This is a genomic window from Paraconexibacter sp., from assembly GCF_059438195.1.
This window is the reverse complement of record NZ_JBLKKY010000034.1, coordinates 13,457-27,629: the sequence shown is the minus strand read 5'-3', so window position 1 is coordinate 27,629 and position 14,173 is coordinate 13,457. Positions and strand designations below refer to the sequence as shown.

The following is a 14,173-nucleotide window of genomic DNA, read 5'->3' as shown; positions in this document are numbered from 1 at the left end:
CGCGGCATGGCTGCCGACCCCGACTGCATCTTCTGCAAGATCCTCGCCGGCGAGCTGCCGTCCGCGAGGGTCGCCGAGACGGAGCGCGCGATCGCGTTCATGGACATCAACCCCGGGACCCGGGGCCACGTGCTCGTCATCCCGCGCGAGCACAGCCGGGACCTCCTCGAGATCCCGTCCGAGGACCTCGCCGCCTGCGCGGACCTCGCCCAGGAGATCGGCCGACGGGCGATGGACCGCCTCGGCGCCGACGGCGTGAACGTCCTCAACGCCTGCGGCGCCGCGGCGTGGCAGACGGTGTTCCACTTCCACCTCCACGTCGTCCCCCGCTACGCGGACGACCCGGAGAAGGACGACCTCCGGCTGCCGTGGACGCCCGCCCCGGGCGACATGGAGGACATCCAGGCGGCCGCGCGGGAGCTCTCGTGAGCGCCTCCGGGCCGGTGCGCCTCGACCGCGACGGAGCGCTCGCGACGCTCACGTTCGACTCCCCGCCGCTCAACCTGTTCGACCGCGCGATGATCGACGGGTTCGGCGATGCGGTCGGCCGGCTCGCCGCCGACCCGCCCCGCGGGCTCCTCCTCCGCGCGGAGGGCAAGGTCGTCTCCGGCGGTGTCGACGTCCACGTCTTCGAGGGCCTCACCCCCGAGCAGGGAACGGCGCTCTGGGAGGAGCTCCTCGTCCCCGTCCAGCAGCTCGAGGAGCTGCCGTGCCCGACCGTGTTCGCGGCGCACGGCCTCTGCCTCACCGCCGCGTTCGAGATCAGCCTCGCCTGCGACATCCTCCTCGCCGCCGAGTCGGCGCGCTTCGGCCTCGTCGAGATCGTCGTCGGGCTCACCCCGAGCATGGGCGGGCCCCAGCGACTCACCGAGCGCGCCGGGCCCGCGCGCGCCAAGGAGCTCATCTACACCGGCGAGCTCTTCGCCGCCGCGACCCTCGAGCGGTGGAACGTCGTCAACCGCGTCCTCCCCGACGAGGGGTTCGCCGACGCGGCACGCGCGTTCGGGGAGCGGATCGCGAACGGACCGACGCGGGCCCACGCGGCGACGAAGAGGATCGTCGCGACGGCGGCCAACGAGGGCGCGCGCGCCGCCGACGCGGTGACGCCCGAGGTGAGCGGCGTCCTCTTCGGCACCGAGGACCTCAAGGGCGCCGTCCGATCGTTCCTCGACGAGGGGCCCGGCAAGGCGACGTACACGGGTCGCTGACCCGAGGCTGCGATGCCGATCGCGCAGAGCGCCGGGGCGCGGATCGCCTACACCGACAGCGCGCCCCGCGGGGCGACGGCCGCGGAGACCCTCGTGCTCGTCATGGGCCTGGGCGGGACCGGTGCGGCCTGGTGGCGACTCGTGCCGCACGTCGAGCCCCACGTCCGGGTCCTCGCGATCGACAACCGGGGGACGGGCGCGAGCAGCCGCCTGCGCGGGCCGCTGCGGATCTCCGACATGGTCGCCGACGTCCTCGCCGTCCTCGACGACGCCGGCGTCGAGCGGGCGCACGTCTTCGGGACGTCGATGGGCGGGATCGTCGCCCAGCACCTCGCGCTCGGCCACCGCGACCGCGTCGCGTCGCTCGTGCTCGGGAGCACGACGGCGTGCGCGCGCTCCGGCGCACCGCCGTGGCGGCTCCTCTCGTCCAGCCTGCTGCGCCCGCTCGTCGGCGTCGAGCGCTCGTGGCAGCTCGTCGTCCGCGCGCTCTACGCCGAGCGGACGCCCCGCGAGCATCCGGGCAGGGTCGAGGAGGACTGCGTGCTGCGGACCCAGGACGCGACCCCGACCGCGACGATCGGAGCGCAGCTCGGGGCGATCGCGCTCCACGACGTCCGCTCGCGGCTCGGCGAGCTCGCGGGTCTCGGGGTGACCGTCCTGCACGGGGACGAGGACCGGCTCATCGCGCCGGCACGCGGTCGCGCGCTTGCACTGGCGATCCCCGGCGCGCGGTTCGTCATGATTCCCGGATGCGGTCATCTCATGACGACCGACGCCGAGCTGCCGACGGCACGGGCCGTCCTCGATCACCTCGCGCGTCACGGCGCCTGTCGCGCGCAGGCGGCCTGACCGCCGCCGTCGTCCTCGCCGCCGGAGCGGTCGCGCTCGCGCAGAGCACGCTCGGCGAGCGCGTCGTCGTCACCGACGACCGCGACGACGCGGCGAACGAGCAGATCGACATCACCCGCGTCCAGCTCGAGCGGGCGAAGGACGGGCGCCTGCGCGGCGCGGTCACCGCCGCCGCCGACTGGGAGGCGTCGGACCTCGAGGCGACCGGGCGCGACCCCGGGCCGCCCGGCTCGATCTGCCTGCGCCTCTACGACATCGCCGGCTCCGCCGGGGAGAAGGTCCCGGACCATCTCGTCTGCGTCACGAGCCGGGACGGCGATCGCCTCCGCGGCCACGTCCTCGAAGAGCGCCCGAACGACTTCCCGCGCCGCGTCGCGACGGCGACGGTCACCCGGCCGAGCGACCGCTCGGTCGTCGTCAAGTTCTCGCAGAGCTCGGTCGGACGTCCGGCGACCCTGCGGTTCTCGGCCGAGTCCACCCGGGCGGGATGCGCGAGGGTCTCGTGCGTCGACGCGGGACCCGACCTCCCGAGCACCGGCCGTCTGAAGCTCCGCGAGCTCGAGGCGACGACGAACCCGCCGCGTGAAGCCGGCTAGTCGCTGAAGCGCTGGAGGCCGCGCACGGCGAGGCCTCCCATGACGGTGAGCATGCCGGCGAGCGCGAGGTAGGCGGGCCAGGTGTCGCCCCACGTCACGTCGCCGACGAACCCCTGCCGGACGCCCTCGAGGACGAGGGTCACGGGGTTGAGCGTCGCGATCACCTCGAGCCAGCCGGCGAGGAGCTCCTTCGGCGCGTAGCTCGTCGTGAAGAGGACGGCGATGAAGCTGCCGACCTGCATGAGCGGAGCCGCCTGCTGCGAGCGGAAGCGCAGGGCGAGGATCGTGCCCCAGCACGCCATGACGCACGCGATGCCCATGATGAGCGGGATGGCGACGACGAGCTCGAGGAATCCCGGGAAGTCGACGTCGAGGCTGACGGCGATGATGAAGAGGAACGTCGCCGGCAGGAGCGCTCGCAGGCCGGCGCTCGCGACGATGCCGATGAGCAGCGTGACGCGCGGGGCGGGGCAGAGGAGGAGGCGGTCGAACCACCCCTGCTCGATGTCGCGGGCGAGGTTCACGCCCGTCGCCGCCCCGGTGAAGCCCGCGCCCTGGAGGAACCCGACGGCGACGATGAACGTCATGAAGTTCTCCGCCGTGAACCCCTCGAGGTTCGCCGCCCGGCCGAAGACGGCGGAGAGGCCGACCATGAAGATCGACGGGGCGAGGACGCCGGGGATCGCCGCGCCGGGGACGCGGAGGATCTCGTTCAGCGCGCGGCGGACGAGCGCACGCACGACGAGGGCGTTCTCCCTCATGCGTCACGCAGCCTTCCGCGGAGGGCGAGGATCGAGAGCGCGATGCCCGCCGCCGCGACGCCGCCCGCGGCGGCGAGCCCCTCGAGGACGGGCCCGGCGCTCGCCGACGAGATGATCGGGTCGCGGAGCCCCTCGGCGATGAAGCTCAAGGGGTTGTAGCGCGCGACGCTGTCGGCCGGGCTGGACAGGAGGTCCTCCGGGAAGAACGCGGTGCTCACGAAGAGGACGACGAAGACGAGCGGGAAGACGCCCTGGACCGTCGCCGCGCTGCGTGCGCGCAGCGCGAGCGTCGTGCCGATCGCGCCGAATCCGACGCCCGCGACCATGCCGGTCACGAGGAGGAGGACGACGCCCCAGACGCCCCCCTTGATCGACGCGCCGAACACGAGTCCGAGGACGACGAAGTACGTCACCTGGAGAGCGCCGAGCACGGCGGCGGCGAGGAGCCGCCCCATGACGATCGCCGACCGGGGGATGGGGGAGGCGACGAGCCGATCGAAGAAGCCGCCCTCGATCTCGAGGGCCATCGCGATGCCCGCGGCGACGCCTCCGAGGAGCAGCGACTGCGTCATCGCCGCGGCGAGCTGGAAGTCGAGGAACCCGTCGACGACCGGGAAGCCGGGGAGGTTCGTCGTCCGGTTGAGGCCGCCGACGTTGACCGCGAGGAAGAGGGAGGGGAAGAGGACGAGCGGGGCGAGGAACTGCGGTCGGCGGAAGCTGTTGGCGAGCGCCCGCCGTGCGAGCGCGACCGTCGCGCGGGTCACGACGGGCCGGCGGGCGTCGCGGTCGGTCCCGGGCCGGGGGGCGTCGCCTCGTCCGGGGCGTCCGCCGACGCGCCCTCGGCGCCCTCGAGGTGCCGGCCCGTCTTCTCGACGAAGACGTCGTCGAGCGTCGGCTGGACGACCTCGAGAGCGGCGACCTCGATCCCGGCCTCGTCGAGGGCGCGGACGACGGGGGCGAGCGCGGTCGCTCCGCCGTCGACGGCGAAGGAGAGGTCGGCGTTCTCCGTCGAGGGACGCTCGTCGCCGAAGCGCGCGAGAAGCTCGCGGGCGCGCGGCAGCGCGGCCGGGTCCGCGAGCGAGACGTTGAGCCGCGGCCGGTCGATCTCCGCCTTGAGCGAGGCGGGCGTGCCCTCGGCGACGAGCTTGCCCGCGTTGATGATCCCGACGCGGTCGGCGAGCTGGTCGGCCTCCTCGAGGTACTGCGTGGTGAGGAAGACCGTCGTGCCCTCTCCCTTGAGGCGGCGGACCTCCTCCCACAGCGTGAGTCGCGAGACGGGGTCCAGGCCGGTCGTCGGCTCGTCGAGGAAGAGGACCTCGGGCTGGTGGACGAGGGCCATCGCGAGGTCGAGCCGGCGGCGCATCCCGCCCGAGTAGGTGCCGACGCGGCGGTCCCGCGCCTGCTCGAGCCCGACGCGGGCGATGAGCTCCTCGGCGCGTCCCGCGACGTCCCGGCGGGGGATCCCGTGCAAGGTCGCTTGCAGCTCGACGAGCTCGCGACCCGTCATGAGGAGGTCGAGCGAGGCCTCCTGGAGGGCGACGCCGATCCGTCGCCGCACCTTCGCGGGCTCCCGCGCGACGTCGTGGCCCGCGACCGTCGCGCGGCCCCCCGTGGGGCGCAGGAGGGTGACGAGCATCCGCACGGTCGTCGTCTTCCCCGCGCCGTTCGGGCCGAGGAAGCCGTAGACCTCGCCCGCCTCGACCGCGAGGTCGACACCGGCGACGGCCTTCAGGCCGCCGCGGTACTCGCGTTCCAGTCCGCTCGTCTCGATCGCCGCCATGAAGCCGGAGAGTCTATTGCGCGCGCAACTTCTGATCGGTGAGGCCCCGCACCTTCCGAGGAAGAGTCGTGTTCAATGGTCGTGATGAAGCTCAAGCGATCGACGAAGACGACGTTCGCGGCCATCGGCTGCGTGCTCGCCCTCCCGGCAGCGGCCTTCGGCACGCTCACCGAGGTCGGCGTGATCGACTCCGACGCCACGACGCCGCCTCCGAAGCCGTCCTGCCCCGAGCGGCCGTGCCTCGCGATCTCCAAGACGACCGGCTTCCAGGCGAAGGTCGGCGACACCCGCGGCGTGCACGTCATCCCCAAGGACGGCCGCATCGTCGCCTGGGCGGTGACGCTCGGCGAACCCGGAGCGGAGCAGGTCGAGTTCTTCGACGAGAACCTCGGAGGCCCCTCGGAGGCGCAGATCACGATCCTGCGCCCGGGCAACAAGCTCTACCACCGCAACATCAAGGTGGGGCCGCCGAAGAAGCTCAAGAAGTACTTCGGGCAGACCGTCCAGTTCCCGCTCGAGGAGACCATCAAGGTCGAGAAGGGCTGGGTCGTCGGGCTCACGGTGCCGACCTGGGCGCCCGCGCTCGCGGTCAACCAGCCGTCGACGACCTCGTGGAGGGCGAGCCGCCGGAAGGGGCAGTGCGACGACTTCGACCGCCAGACGGCGCAGGACGAGAGCAAGGAGATGAAGATCTCCCGCTTCTACTGCCTCTACCAGACCGCCCGGGTCATGTACTCGGCGACGCTCGTCTCGACTCCGTAGGCGGTTCGCCCCCGGCGTCGCCCCGCCCAGGCGCGGGCGACGTCGGCGGTAGGGTCGGGTCATGAACCCGCTGAAGTCCGAGGCCGCCGCCTTCCGGTTCCTCCTCGGGACCGTCGCCGTCGCCGCGGCGGTCGTCCTCGTCGTCCTCGTCGTGCGCGCCGTCACCTGACGCCGCCCGAGAGGGCGGCGCCCGGCGGCGGGCGTCAGCCCTCTTCGACGGTGAGGACGCCTTCCATGCCGGCCTCGCGGTGCCCCGGCACGGAGCAGTAGTACGTGTACTCGCCGGGCTCGAACGTGGCGGTGAACGAGGCCGTCTCGCCCGTGACGACCGGGGTCTCGCCCTTGCCGTCGATGACGAGGTTGTGCGGGACCTGCGACTCGTTCGGCATGACGATCTCGAGCTCGCCGGGCGGGGCCTGCGCCGTCGCGTTCACGTAGAGGAGCCCGCCGCCGGGATCGGCGGGGATCGTCAGGACGCCGTCGTCGGCGACGGCCGGCTCGTCGGAGGCCGCGGACTGGACGGCGGTCGCGAGGATGCCCTCGTCCTCGCCGGGCCGCGCGACGGCCTCCGCGACGTACGCGGCGACGTCCTCGGCCTCCTCACCCTCGACGAGCTTCGCGGGCATCACGGAGCCGCGGCGCGGATAGAGGATCTGCTCCTCGACGACGCCCTCGATGCCCTCGCGGCCGAAGCCGTCGGTGAGCGGCCGGACGAAGGCCTGGTCGAGGTTCGGGCCGGTCACTCCCTTCGTCTCGGCGCGCTCGAGGATGTGGCACGACCCGCACCGCTCGACGAAGAGCTGCTTGCCGGCGACGAGGTCGGGGTTGTCGCTGGCATCGCAGCCTGCGGCGGCGAGCGCGGCGACGACGGCGGTGGTGGCGAGCCCGAGGCGGCGCACCGGTCGCTGAGGAAGGACCCTTGGCATCACGAGCCCAACCCTATCCGCACCGGGAGGACGGAATCCACCCTGCTCGGCGGCCGTTCTCCCGTGGCGTGGTCGCGCCCGCTCGCGCGGTAGAGTGCCGGGGGATGAGCCAGCGTTACCGCATGCGGACGCCCACGACCGGGCGTGAGATCTTCCTCGAGGCCGAGCCCGACGTCGTCTACCGCGACCGCGAGACGGGCGAGGAGCTCCAGGTCGTCGGCAAGGTCCTCCCGGTCGCGCCGAGCGAGAGCCGGCTGCCGTGGGCGGTCGAGCACCTCCGCTTCTGCCCGTGGTGCGACCAGCTCGCTCAGAGGGACCTCAACGACTGCCCGACGTGCGGCCGCCGCATGCCGCCCGTCGCCACGACCTGACGACCGCGCGCATGATGCCGCGCCGGCTCACCGCCCTCCTTCTCGCGCTGGCCGCGACGGGCGGCCTCGCGGCCTGCGGCGGCGGTGAAGAGGTCGGCGACGTCGTCCCCAGCGACACCCCGGAGCTCCTCCCGCCGGGGGAGGGCTCGACGGAGGTCCCCGACGGCGACGGCGACGTCGACTCGACGGCGACCACCTCGACGACCGACACGACGGAGGCGACGGACGACGCCGCGGCGCCGACCCCGGCCCCGAGCACGGGGAACGCCGGGGGAGACACCGGCGCGCCCGCGCCCGCGCCCGCCCCGGCGCCCGCCCCGGCGCCCGCGCCCGAGAGCGGGGGGACGGCGGCGCCCGATCCGAACGCCCAGGCCGCCCCGGACGGCGGTCAGACCGGCGGCTTCAGCGACTTCTGCGCCCAGAACCCCGGCGCCTGCGGCGAGTAGCCGCGCTCCGCGCCGCGGCGTCCGATCACCGCCGATCTGCGCCGCGTCCGGCTCGTCGGCGCCGTCTCGACCCCCGAGCCTCCGCCGCCTGCGTGCCGCCGTCCTCGCCCGCGCAGACGTGAGAGGGCGCCCGTGCGGGCGCCCTTCCGCGCAGACGTGAGAGGGCGCCCGTGCGGGCGCTCTTCCGCGCAGACGAGAGAGGGCGCCCATGTGGGCGCCCTCTCTCGCTGACGGCCTGTCGTCCAGCGTCGCTAGATGACGTAGATCGTGGTGAAGACGACGATCCACATGACGTCGACGAAGTGCCAGTAGATCCCTGGTATCTCGACACCGCGATGGTCCTCGGCGCTGAAGTGGCCTCTGAACGCCCTCAGGGTGACGATGAAGAGGAGGATGAGGCCGATGAGGACGTGGGCGCCGTGCAGGCCGGTGAGGCCGTAGAAGATCGAGCCCTGCGCGTGGTCGTGCGGCGCGAAGCCGAGGTGGATGTACTCGTTGACCTGGACGAAGAGGAACGTCGCGCCGAGGAGGAACGTCGTCAGCATCCCGAGCTTGAACGCGCGGCGGTTGCCTGCCTTCAGCGCCGTCTCCGCCCAGTGGAGAGTGAGGGAGGAGGAGAGCAGGATCGCCGTGTTGACGCCGGCGATCGCGACCGGCAGCTCCGTGCCGTCGGCGGGCCACGGGTTGTCCTGCACGATCCGGATGAAGAAGTAGGCGGCGAAGAAGCCGCCGAAGATCATCAGCTCGCTGATGATGAAGAGCAGCATGCCGAGCATCCCCGGCTCGACGCGGCTCGAGCGGTTCGCGGGCGGCGGCCCGTGGTGATGATCGTCGTGGCCGTGCCCGTGGGCGGGGATCGCGGCGGCTTCCATCGTGGTCGGTCTCTTCCCTCGGTCGCTCGGCGGTCGGTGCTCGGGGTCAGGCGGCGGTGGTCGTCTTCTCGGTCGCCTCGACGTGCTCGACGGGGAGGCCGCTCGCCTTGCGCACGCGCTCGACGAGGTCGGCCCGCAGCCATCCGGACTTCGTCGCCGGCAGCGTCGAGATGACGACGTCGTCGATGTGGAAGAACTGGAGCGCGTTCATCGTCGCGGTGTAGGGATCGGGGTCCCCGATCATGCCCGCGCAGCGCAGGTCGGCGGAGCGCACGCGGTCGACGAGCTGCGAGAGGCGCGCCTGCGCGCGGCGCACCGCGACGCCCTCGCCGCCGTCCTGGGGGACGACCGCGATGAAGATCCGGTCCTGGCCGTCGGACATCTTGCCCTTGAGATGGTCGACGAGCTCGTCGCGGCTCGCCGTCCGGTTCGCGACGACGAGCGTCACGCGGAACGGGCGCCCCTCCTTGGCGAGGTCGACGACGACGTGCTCGACGGGAAGCCCGGACGCCTCCTCGATGCGCTCGATGAGGCCGCGCCGCATCCAGCCGGACGTCGGCTCGGGGTGCGTCGAGATGACGATCTCGTCGGGGTCGTACTCGGCGATCGCGTCCATCGTCGCGGTGTAGGGATCGGGATCGCCGACCTCGCCGACCGAGTCGATGCCGCGCTGGCGGAGATAGGCCCGCGCGAGGTCGACGCGCACCTGCGCCGCGTCGTAGACCGCGTCGTCGTAGATGACGTTGCCGTGCCTGGGCTGCGTCCGCGGCACGCAGAAGACCGCGCGCGCGTCGCCGTCCTCCAGCCGTGGCATGACGGTCTCGACGAGCTTCGACCCGCCGAGGGTCTCGTTGGCGACGATGAGGATGGTCTTCATGACTTACTCCTTGCTCGGCTGGGCGACGGACCCCGCTGGGGTGGGGGTCACCTCGGCCCCGTCCTCGACGATGCCGTGGACGGCCCCCGGGACGCCGTACTCGTAGGGGCCGCCGACGACGGTCGGCACGCGGTCGAAGTTGAAGATCGGCGGCGGGCTCGAGACCTGCCACTCGAGGGTGAGCGAGCGCCACGGGTTCGCGGCCGCCCGCGGACCGCCGCGCCACGAGGCGACCATGTTGTAGACGAAGATGAGGGTCGAGAGGCCGAGCGCGAACGACGCGATCGAGATCGCGAGGTTCCAGCCGGCGTACTGCTCGGCGTAGTCGGCGACGCGCCGCGGCATCCCGTCGACGCCGATGAGGTGCATCGGCGCGAAGGTCGCGTTGAAGAAGACGAACGTCGTCCAGAAGTGGAGCTTGCCGAGGCGCTCGTCGTACATCCGCCCCGTCATCTTCGGGAACCAGTAGTAGACGCCGGCGAAGATCGTGAAGAGCGACCCGCCGAAGAGGACGTAGTGGATGTGGGCGACGATGAAGTACGTGTCGCTCACGTGGATCGTGAGCGGGATCATCGCGAGCATCACCCCGGAGATCCCTCCGAGCGTGAACATCGTGAGGAACCCGAGCGCGAAGAGCATCGGCGTGTCGAGGGTGAGGACGCCCCGCCACATCGTCGCGAGCCAGCTGAAGATCTTGATGCCGGTCGGCACGGCGATGATCGCCGTCGTCACCATCATCGGGATGCGGATCCAGTCCTGCATGCCGCTCACGAACATGTGGTGCGCCCACACGGTGAAGCCGAGGACGACGATCGCGAGCAGGGAGAAGGCCATCATGCGGTAGCCGAAGATCGGCTTTCGCGCCTTCACCGCCAGGACCTCGCTGATGATCCCGAAGCCCGGGAGCATCATGATGTACACCGCGGGGTGGGAGTAGAACCAGAAGACGTGCTGGTACATGAGCACGTCGCCACCTTGCGCCGCGTTGAAGAAGTTGAAGCCGAGGGCTCTGTCGAGCAGGATGAAGAACTGCGACGCGGCGATGAACGGCGTCGCGATGACGACGAGGAGCGACGTCGAGAAGTTCGCCCACACGAGGAGCGGCATCCGGAAGAAGCTCATCCCGGGCGCTCTCATCGTGATGATCGTCACGAGGAAGTTGAGGGCTGTCGCGATGGATGACGCCCCCGCGAACTGCACCCCGATCGTGAAGAAGATCTGGCCGATCGGCGCGGTGTCCGAGAGCGGCGCGTAGGCCGTCCAGCCCGTCGCGAAGGAGCCGCCGGGGGCGAAGAACGAGCCCATCATCATCACGCCCGCGACCGGCAGGAGCCAGAACGACAGGGCGTTGAGCCGCGGGAACGCCATGTCCGGCGCGCCGATCATGAGCGGCAGGACGTAGTTCGCCATGCCCGCGAAGACGGGGATGATGAAGAGGAAGATGAGGATCGACGCGTGGACGCTGAAGAGGCCGTTGAAGGTCCCCGGATCCACGAACTGGCTTCCCGGCTGAGCGAGCTCGGCGCGCATGAGCATCGCCATGAGCCCGCCGACGAGGAGGAAGAAGAACGAGGTCACCGTGTACTGGATGCCGATGACCTTGTGGTCGGTGTTCGGCCGGAAGTAGTCCTTCCAGGACCGCGCGCCGTGGTCGGAGTGGTCGTCCGGCCGCGCCGGCCGGCCGGCCGCCCAGTACAGCCAGTAGTCGAAGCAGCCGAGACCGCCGAGGAAGAAGAGCGGCGTCGCGATGAGAGCGACCTGGAGGACCGACTCGCCGTCGAGGAGCGGGTCGTAGTCGAGCAGCGCGCGGGCGCCGATGCTGAGGCCGTAGGAGAAGGCGATGCCGAGCAGCGTGTAGAACGCCGCGCGGTACCAGCTGGGCCGGCGCAGGGTCATGGGAACGGTCATGAGCGGTCGGTCCTCACTCTTCCGTGGCGTTCTGCAGGTAGGTCACGAGCGCCTCGAGCTCGTCGGGACTGAGCACGCCCTCGTACGGTGGCATGGCCCCTGACGGGAAGCCCTCGGTCGTCTCCGCGGCGGGATCGACGATGGACTGGCGGATCTCGTCGGCGCTCTGGCCGGGGAGGACCTCGTCGAGGTTCGGGCCGACGGCGCCGCCGGTGCCCGCGTCCGCGAGCTGGTGGCAGTTGCCGCAGGCGACCGACTCCCCGTTGCCCTCGATGAAGAGGGCCTTGCCCTCGGAGTCGTCGCCGTCGCCGCCGGCCTCCGTGGCGCCGCCGCCGCCGGCGCCGCCCTCCTTGGCGCGAGCGACCTCGCGCTCCATCCAGGCGGCGAACTCGGTCGATGGCAGGACGTGGGCGTTCTGCCGCATGAACGCGTGCCCGAGGCCGCAGAGCTCCGCGCAGACGACGGGGAAGACGCCGGTCTTCGTCGGCGTGACCCGGTAGCCGGTCGTGACGCCGGGGACCGCGTCGATCTTCATCCGCCACTCCGGCACCCAGAAGTCGTGGATGACGTCCTTGGAGACGACGTCGAAGCGGACGCTCTTGCCCTCCTCGACGTAGAGCTGGTTCGTCGTGAACTCGGTGCCGTCCGGCGCCGTGTAGTCGAACGTCCACGTGAACTGCTCGCCGGTGACGCCGACGCGCGCCTCGGCGTCCGCGGGCGCGTCCTCGATGTCGCCGAGGACGATCGCGGCGTACGTGCAGAGCGAGACGAGGAGGATCGCCGGGAGAGCCGTCCAGATGACCTCGAGGCGCGTGTTCCCGTGGATCGGCGGGCCGTCGAGCTCCTCCTCGCCCGGCTTCTTGCGCCACTCGATGACGCTGAAGAGGACGACCACCGTGACGAGCACGAAGAACGGCACCGATGCGATGACGAGGACGTCCCACAACGTGTCGATGTCCTCGGCTTGCGTGGATCCCTGTGCGGGGAACCAGTCAATGGTCAGCCCGGCGGCGATGCCCAAGGCCGTGGCGATCGCGCCGATGACGACCATCTGCACGATGGCCGACCGGCGCGGCTTGCGCGTCTCCTCACCCATTGGGGCGATCCTATTCCGGCGAGGGGACGCGACGCAACGCGTGCTCCGCGGATGTGCTGGTCGTCGGTCCTGGCGGGCGCCGGCCGCGGGGCCGTCGTCGGCGCGCGTGACCGCCGCGCCGGCGGCGAGGGAGGCGTCAGGCGGCCGCGGGCGATGCGGCGGCGCCGAAGCGCTGGGCCGCCCGGTAGTCCGACGGCGCGAGGCCGTGATGGCGGCGGAACGCCTTCGCGAACTGCGCGGGCTGGCGGTAGCCGACCTGGTTGGCGACCTCACGCACGGTGAGCGCGCGGCTGCGCAGCAGCTCGGCGGCGCGCTCCATCCGGACGCCCGTGAGGTGGTCGCGGAACGTCGTGCGACCGATCTCGTTGTAGGCCCTCTGGAGCTGGCGTCGCGACGAGGCGACCCTGCGGGCGATCTCGTCGAGCGAGAGCTCGCTCGCGAACTCGATCTCGACGATGGCGCACGCCTCCTGGAAGAGGTTCGTGCGATGGCGGACGGTGGCCGGTCGATGCATGACGGACGTTCCTACGTCGAGGGCGAGCGGATGGATGCCGATGCGCCATCCATGATGGCGCATCGACGCTCGTGCGTGTCGTCGGCGCGCTCGTCCGCGTCTTGACCGCCGGGAGGCGGGGCGGCTATCGTGCGCTTGCAACGTTCGCAACAAACTCGGAGGTCGAACGGATGCAGGTACGCGACGGAATGACGACGCTCGTCCTCACGGTCGGGCAAGGGCACAGCCTCCGCGAGGCGGCCCGGCTCATGACCGAGAGGCAGGTAGGTGCTGCCGTCGTGCTCGACCCGGACGCGCCCGGGCCGGGCATCATCACGGAGCGCGACATCCTGCAGTCGATCGGCCGGGGCCAGGACCCCGACGTCGAGCTCGTCGGCGATCACCTCACTCCGTCGATCGTCTTCGCGGCCCCGACCTGGTCGCTCGAGCGCGCCGCCGTCGAGATGGTGGAGGGAGGGTTCCGGCATCTCATCGTCACCGACGACGGCGAGATCCAGGGCGTCCTCAGCGTGCGTGACGTGGTGAGGACGTGGACGCGCGACGGCGCGAGCTGCGACGTCCCGGGGACGGCGAAGGTGGCCTGACCGGAAGACGTGCGGCCGGCGCTCGCCGGCCGCGGGGGAGAGGAAGACGACGGCGCCCACGGGCGCCGTCGTCGGTTCTCGGGCCGTCCGGGCGCCTCGTCGCGGCGTGAGTGTGGATCCACCAGGCCCAGCGCCGGGTGGATCCACACTCACGCGGAGGAGCGGGCGCGAAGGGTCTCAGCGGCGAAGGGTCTCAGCGGCGCGGATCGTCGCCCGTGCGTGGGGCGGGAGGGCCGGGACGGTGCATCGCACGGACCGGCCCCGGAGCGCCGCGCACGGGCGGCGAGACGCCCCGCTGAGGGGCGTCAGTGGTGCTCGGCGGGAAGCTGGTCGATCTCGCGCCGGGCGTCCTGCACCCACACCCAGCCCGTGACGAGCATGAGGATGCCGCCGGCGACGGTGAGGACCCACGACGTGGTGAGCCCGAGGAGCGCGACGGTGATGCCGATGGTCATGAGGATCGGCTGGAAGCTGCCGCCGGGGAGGTGGATCTCCTCGCCGACGGGCGGGACGTTCTCCTCGCGCTCGCTCATGCGACGTAGATGTAGGCGGCGACGAAGGTCATACCGAACATGAAGAAGCAGACGGCGGCGGTGATGAGGCCGCCGCGGACGTTCTTGCGG

The 14,173-nt window shown here is 71.8% G+C and carries 18 protein-coding genes; 8 read left to right on the top strand and 10 right to left on the bottom strand.

Features of this window, described 5'->3' with window-relative positions:
* Nucleotides 1-6 precede the first annotated feature (6 nt).
* Genes ACME2J_RS12760 through ACME2J_RS12745 form a run of 4 tightly spaced genes read left to right on the top strand, consistent with a single transcriptional unit; the run spans nucleotide 7 to nucleotide 2,653 of the window.
* Entirely contained in the window at nucleotides 7-429 is a 423-nt protein-coding gene (locus tag ACME2J_RS12760) for an HIT family protein (RefSeq protein WP_495545301.1), read from the top strand.
* Entirely contained in the window at nucleotides 426-1,208 is a 783-nt protein-coding gene (locus tag ACME2J_RS12755; protein ID WP_495545300.1) for an enoyl-CoA hydratase/isomerase family protein, read from the top strand. Before ACME2J_RS12760 ends, ACME2J_RS12755 begins: the two co-directional genes overlap by 4 nt.
* A 12-nt stretch (nucleotides 1,209-1,220) precedes the next feature.
* Complete coding sequence (locus tag ACME2J_RS12750; RefSeq protein WP_495545299.1) at nucleotides 1,221-2,057, top strand: alpha/beta fold hydrolase; 837 nt, start codon at nucleotides 1,221-1,223, stop codon at nucleotides 2,055-2,057.
* Nucleotides 1,958-2,653, top strand: a complete 696-nt coding sequence (locus ACME2J_RS12745) for a hypothetical protein (RefSeq protein WP_495545298.1) — start codon at nucleotides 1,958-1,960, stop codon at nucleotides 2,651-2,653. Before ACME2J_RS12750 ends, ACME2J_RS12745 begins: the two co-directional genes overlap by 100 nt.
* Here the strand turns inward: ACME2J_RS12745 and ACME2J_RS12740 are convergent.
* The 3 genes from ACME2J_RS12740 to ACME2J_RS12730 are packed head-to-tail and all read right to left on the bottom strand — an operon-like array spanning nucleotide 2,650 to nucleotide 5,194.
* Nucleotides 2,650-3,414 carry an ABC transporter permease gene (locus tag ACME2J_RS12740; RefSeq protein WP_495545297.1) on the bottom strand — a complete coding sequence of 255 codons (765 nt, stop codon included), beginning with the start codon at nucleotides 3,412-3,414 and terminating at the stop codon, nucleotides 2,650-2,652. The two genes, ACME2J_RS12745 and ACME2J_RS12740, sit on opposite strands and share 4 nt — an antisense overlap.
* Nucleotides 3,411-4,178, bottom strand: coding sequence for an ABC transporter permease (locus ACME2J_RS12735; RefSeq protein WP_495545296.1), 768 nt, complete (start codon nucleotides 4,176-4,178; stop codon nucleotides 3,411-3,413). Before ACME2J_RS12735 ends, ACME2J_RS12740 begins: the two co-directional genes overlap by 4 nt.
* Nucleotides 4,175-5,194 carry an ATP-binding cassette domain-containing protein gene (locus ACME2J_RS12730; RefSeq protein ID WP_495545295.1) on the bottom strand — a complete coding sequence of 340 codons (1,020 nt, stop codon included), beginning with the start codon at nucleotides 5,192-5,194 and terminating at the stop codon, nucleotides 4,175-4,177. The genes ACME2J_RS12735 and ACME2J_RS12730 overlap by 4 nt, the downstream gene beginning before the upstream one ends.
* A gap of 84 nt (nucleotides 5,195-5,278) precedes the next feature.
* On the opposite strand from ACME2J_RS12730, the gene ACME2J_RS12725 reads away from it, so the two are divergent.
* The gene (locus ACME2J_RS12725) at nucleotides 5,279-5,956 is read left to right on the top strand and encodes a hypothetical protein (RefSeq protein ID WP_495545294.1); all 678 of its coding nucleotides are present in this window, start codon (nucleotides 5,279-5,281) and stop codon (nucleotides 5,954-5,956) included.
* Between the two features lie 203 nt (nucleotides 5,957-6,159).
* Here ACME2J_RS12725 and ACME2J_RS12720 read toward each other — a convergent pair whose 3' ends face one another.
* The gene (locus ACME2J_RS12720; protein ID WP_495545293.1) at nucleotides 6,160-6,882 is read right to left on the bottom strand and encodes a plastocyanin/azurin family copper-binding protein; all 723 of its coding nucleotides are present in this window, start codon (nucleotides 6,880-6,882) and stop codon (nucleotides 6,160-6,162) included.
* Nucleotides 6,883-6,986: 104 nt separating this feature from the next.
* Between ACME2J_RS12720 and ACME2J_RS12715 the strand changes: the two genes are divergently transcribed.
* Together ACME2J_RS12715 and ACME2J_RS12710 are read left to right on the top strand one after the other, a co-directional pair.
* A complete protein-coding gene (locus ACME2J_RS12715; RefSeq protein WP_495545292.1) occupies nucleotides 6,987-7,253 on the top strand; it encodes a hypothetical protein in 267 nt (88 codons plus the stop codon).
* An 11-nt stretch (nucleotides 7,254-7,264) separates the two neighbouring features.
* Nucleotides 7,265-7,699, top strand: coding sequence for a hypothetical protein (locus ACME2J_RS12710; RefSeq protein ID WP_495545291.1), 435 nt, complete (start codon nucleotides 7,265-7,267; stop codon nucleotides 7,697-7,699).
* 251 nt (nucleotides 7,700-7,950) lie between these two features.
* Here ACME2J_RS12710 and ACME2J_RS12705 read toward each other — a convergent pair whose 3' ends face one another.
* From ACME2J_RS12705 to ACME2J_RS12685, 5 genes are all read right to left on the bottom strand, one after another.
* Nucleotides 7,951-8,571 carry a cytochrome c oxidase subunit 3 gene (locus ACME2J_RS12705; protein WP_495545290.1) on the bottom strand — a complete coding sequence of 207 codons (621 nt, stop codon included), beginning with the start codon at nucleotides 8,569-8,571 and terminating at the stop codon, nucleotides 7,951-7,953.
* Between the two features lie 46 nt (nucleotides 8,572-8,617).
* Nucleotides 8,618-9,448, bottom strand: coding sequence for a hypothetical protein (locus tag ACME2J_RS12700; protein WP_495545289.1), 831 nt, complete (start codon nucleotides 9,446-9,448; stop codon nucleotides 8,618-8,620).
* A 3-nt stretch (nucleotides 9,449-9,451) separates the two neighbouring features.
* Nucleotides 9,452-11,356 carry a cytochrome c oxidase subunit I gene (gene ctaD, locus ACME2J_RS12695; protein ID WP_495545288.1) on the bottom strand — a complete coding sequence of 635 codons (1,905 nt, stop codon included), beginning with the start codon at nucleotides 11,354-11,356 and terminating at the stop codon, nucleotides 9,452-9,454.
* Nucleotides 11,357-11,369: 13 nt separating this feature from the next.
* Nucleotides 11,370-12,452: a cytochrome c oxidase subunit II gene (coxB, locus tag ACME2J_RS12690; RefSeq protein ID WP_495545287.1), complete on the bottom strand. Its 1,083-nt coding sequence runs from the start codon at nucleotides 12,450-12,452 to the stop codon at nucleotides 11,370-11,372.
* A gap of 136 nt (nucleotides 12,453-12,588) precedes the next feature.
* Nucleotides 12,589-12,966, bottom strand: coding sequence for a helix-turn-helix transcriptional regulator (locus tag ACME2J_RS12685; RefSeq protein WP_495545286.1), 378 nt, complete (start codon nucleotides 12,964-12,966; stop codon nucleotides 12,589-12,591).
* 170 nt (nucleotides 12,967-13,136) lie between these two features.
* On the opposite strand from ACME2J_RS12685, the gene ACME2J_RS12680 reads away from it, so the two are divergent.
* Nucleotides 13,137-13,550: a CBS domain-containing protein gene (locus ACME2J_RS12680; protein WP_495545285.1), complete on the top strand. Its 414-nt coding sequence runs from the start codon at nucleotides 13,137-13,139 to the stop codon at nucleotides 13,548-13,550.
* A gap of 305 nt (nucleotides 13,551-13,855) precedes the next feature.
* On the opposite strand, the gene ACME2J_RS12675 is transcribed toward ACME2J_RS12680, so the two are convergent.
* Nucleotides 13,856-14,083: a hypothetical protein gene (locus ACME2J_RS12675; protein ID WP_495545284.1), complete on the bottom strand. Its 228-nt coding sequence runs from the start codon at nucleotides 14,081-14,083 to the stop codon at nucleotides 13,856-13,858.
* Nucleotides 14,084-14,173 lie beyond the last annotated feature (90 nt).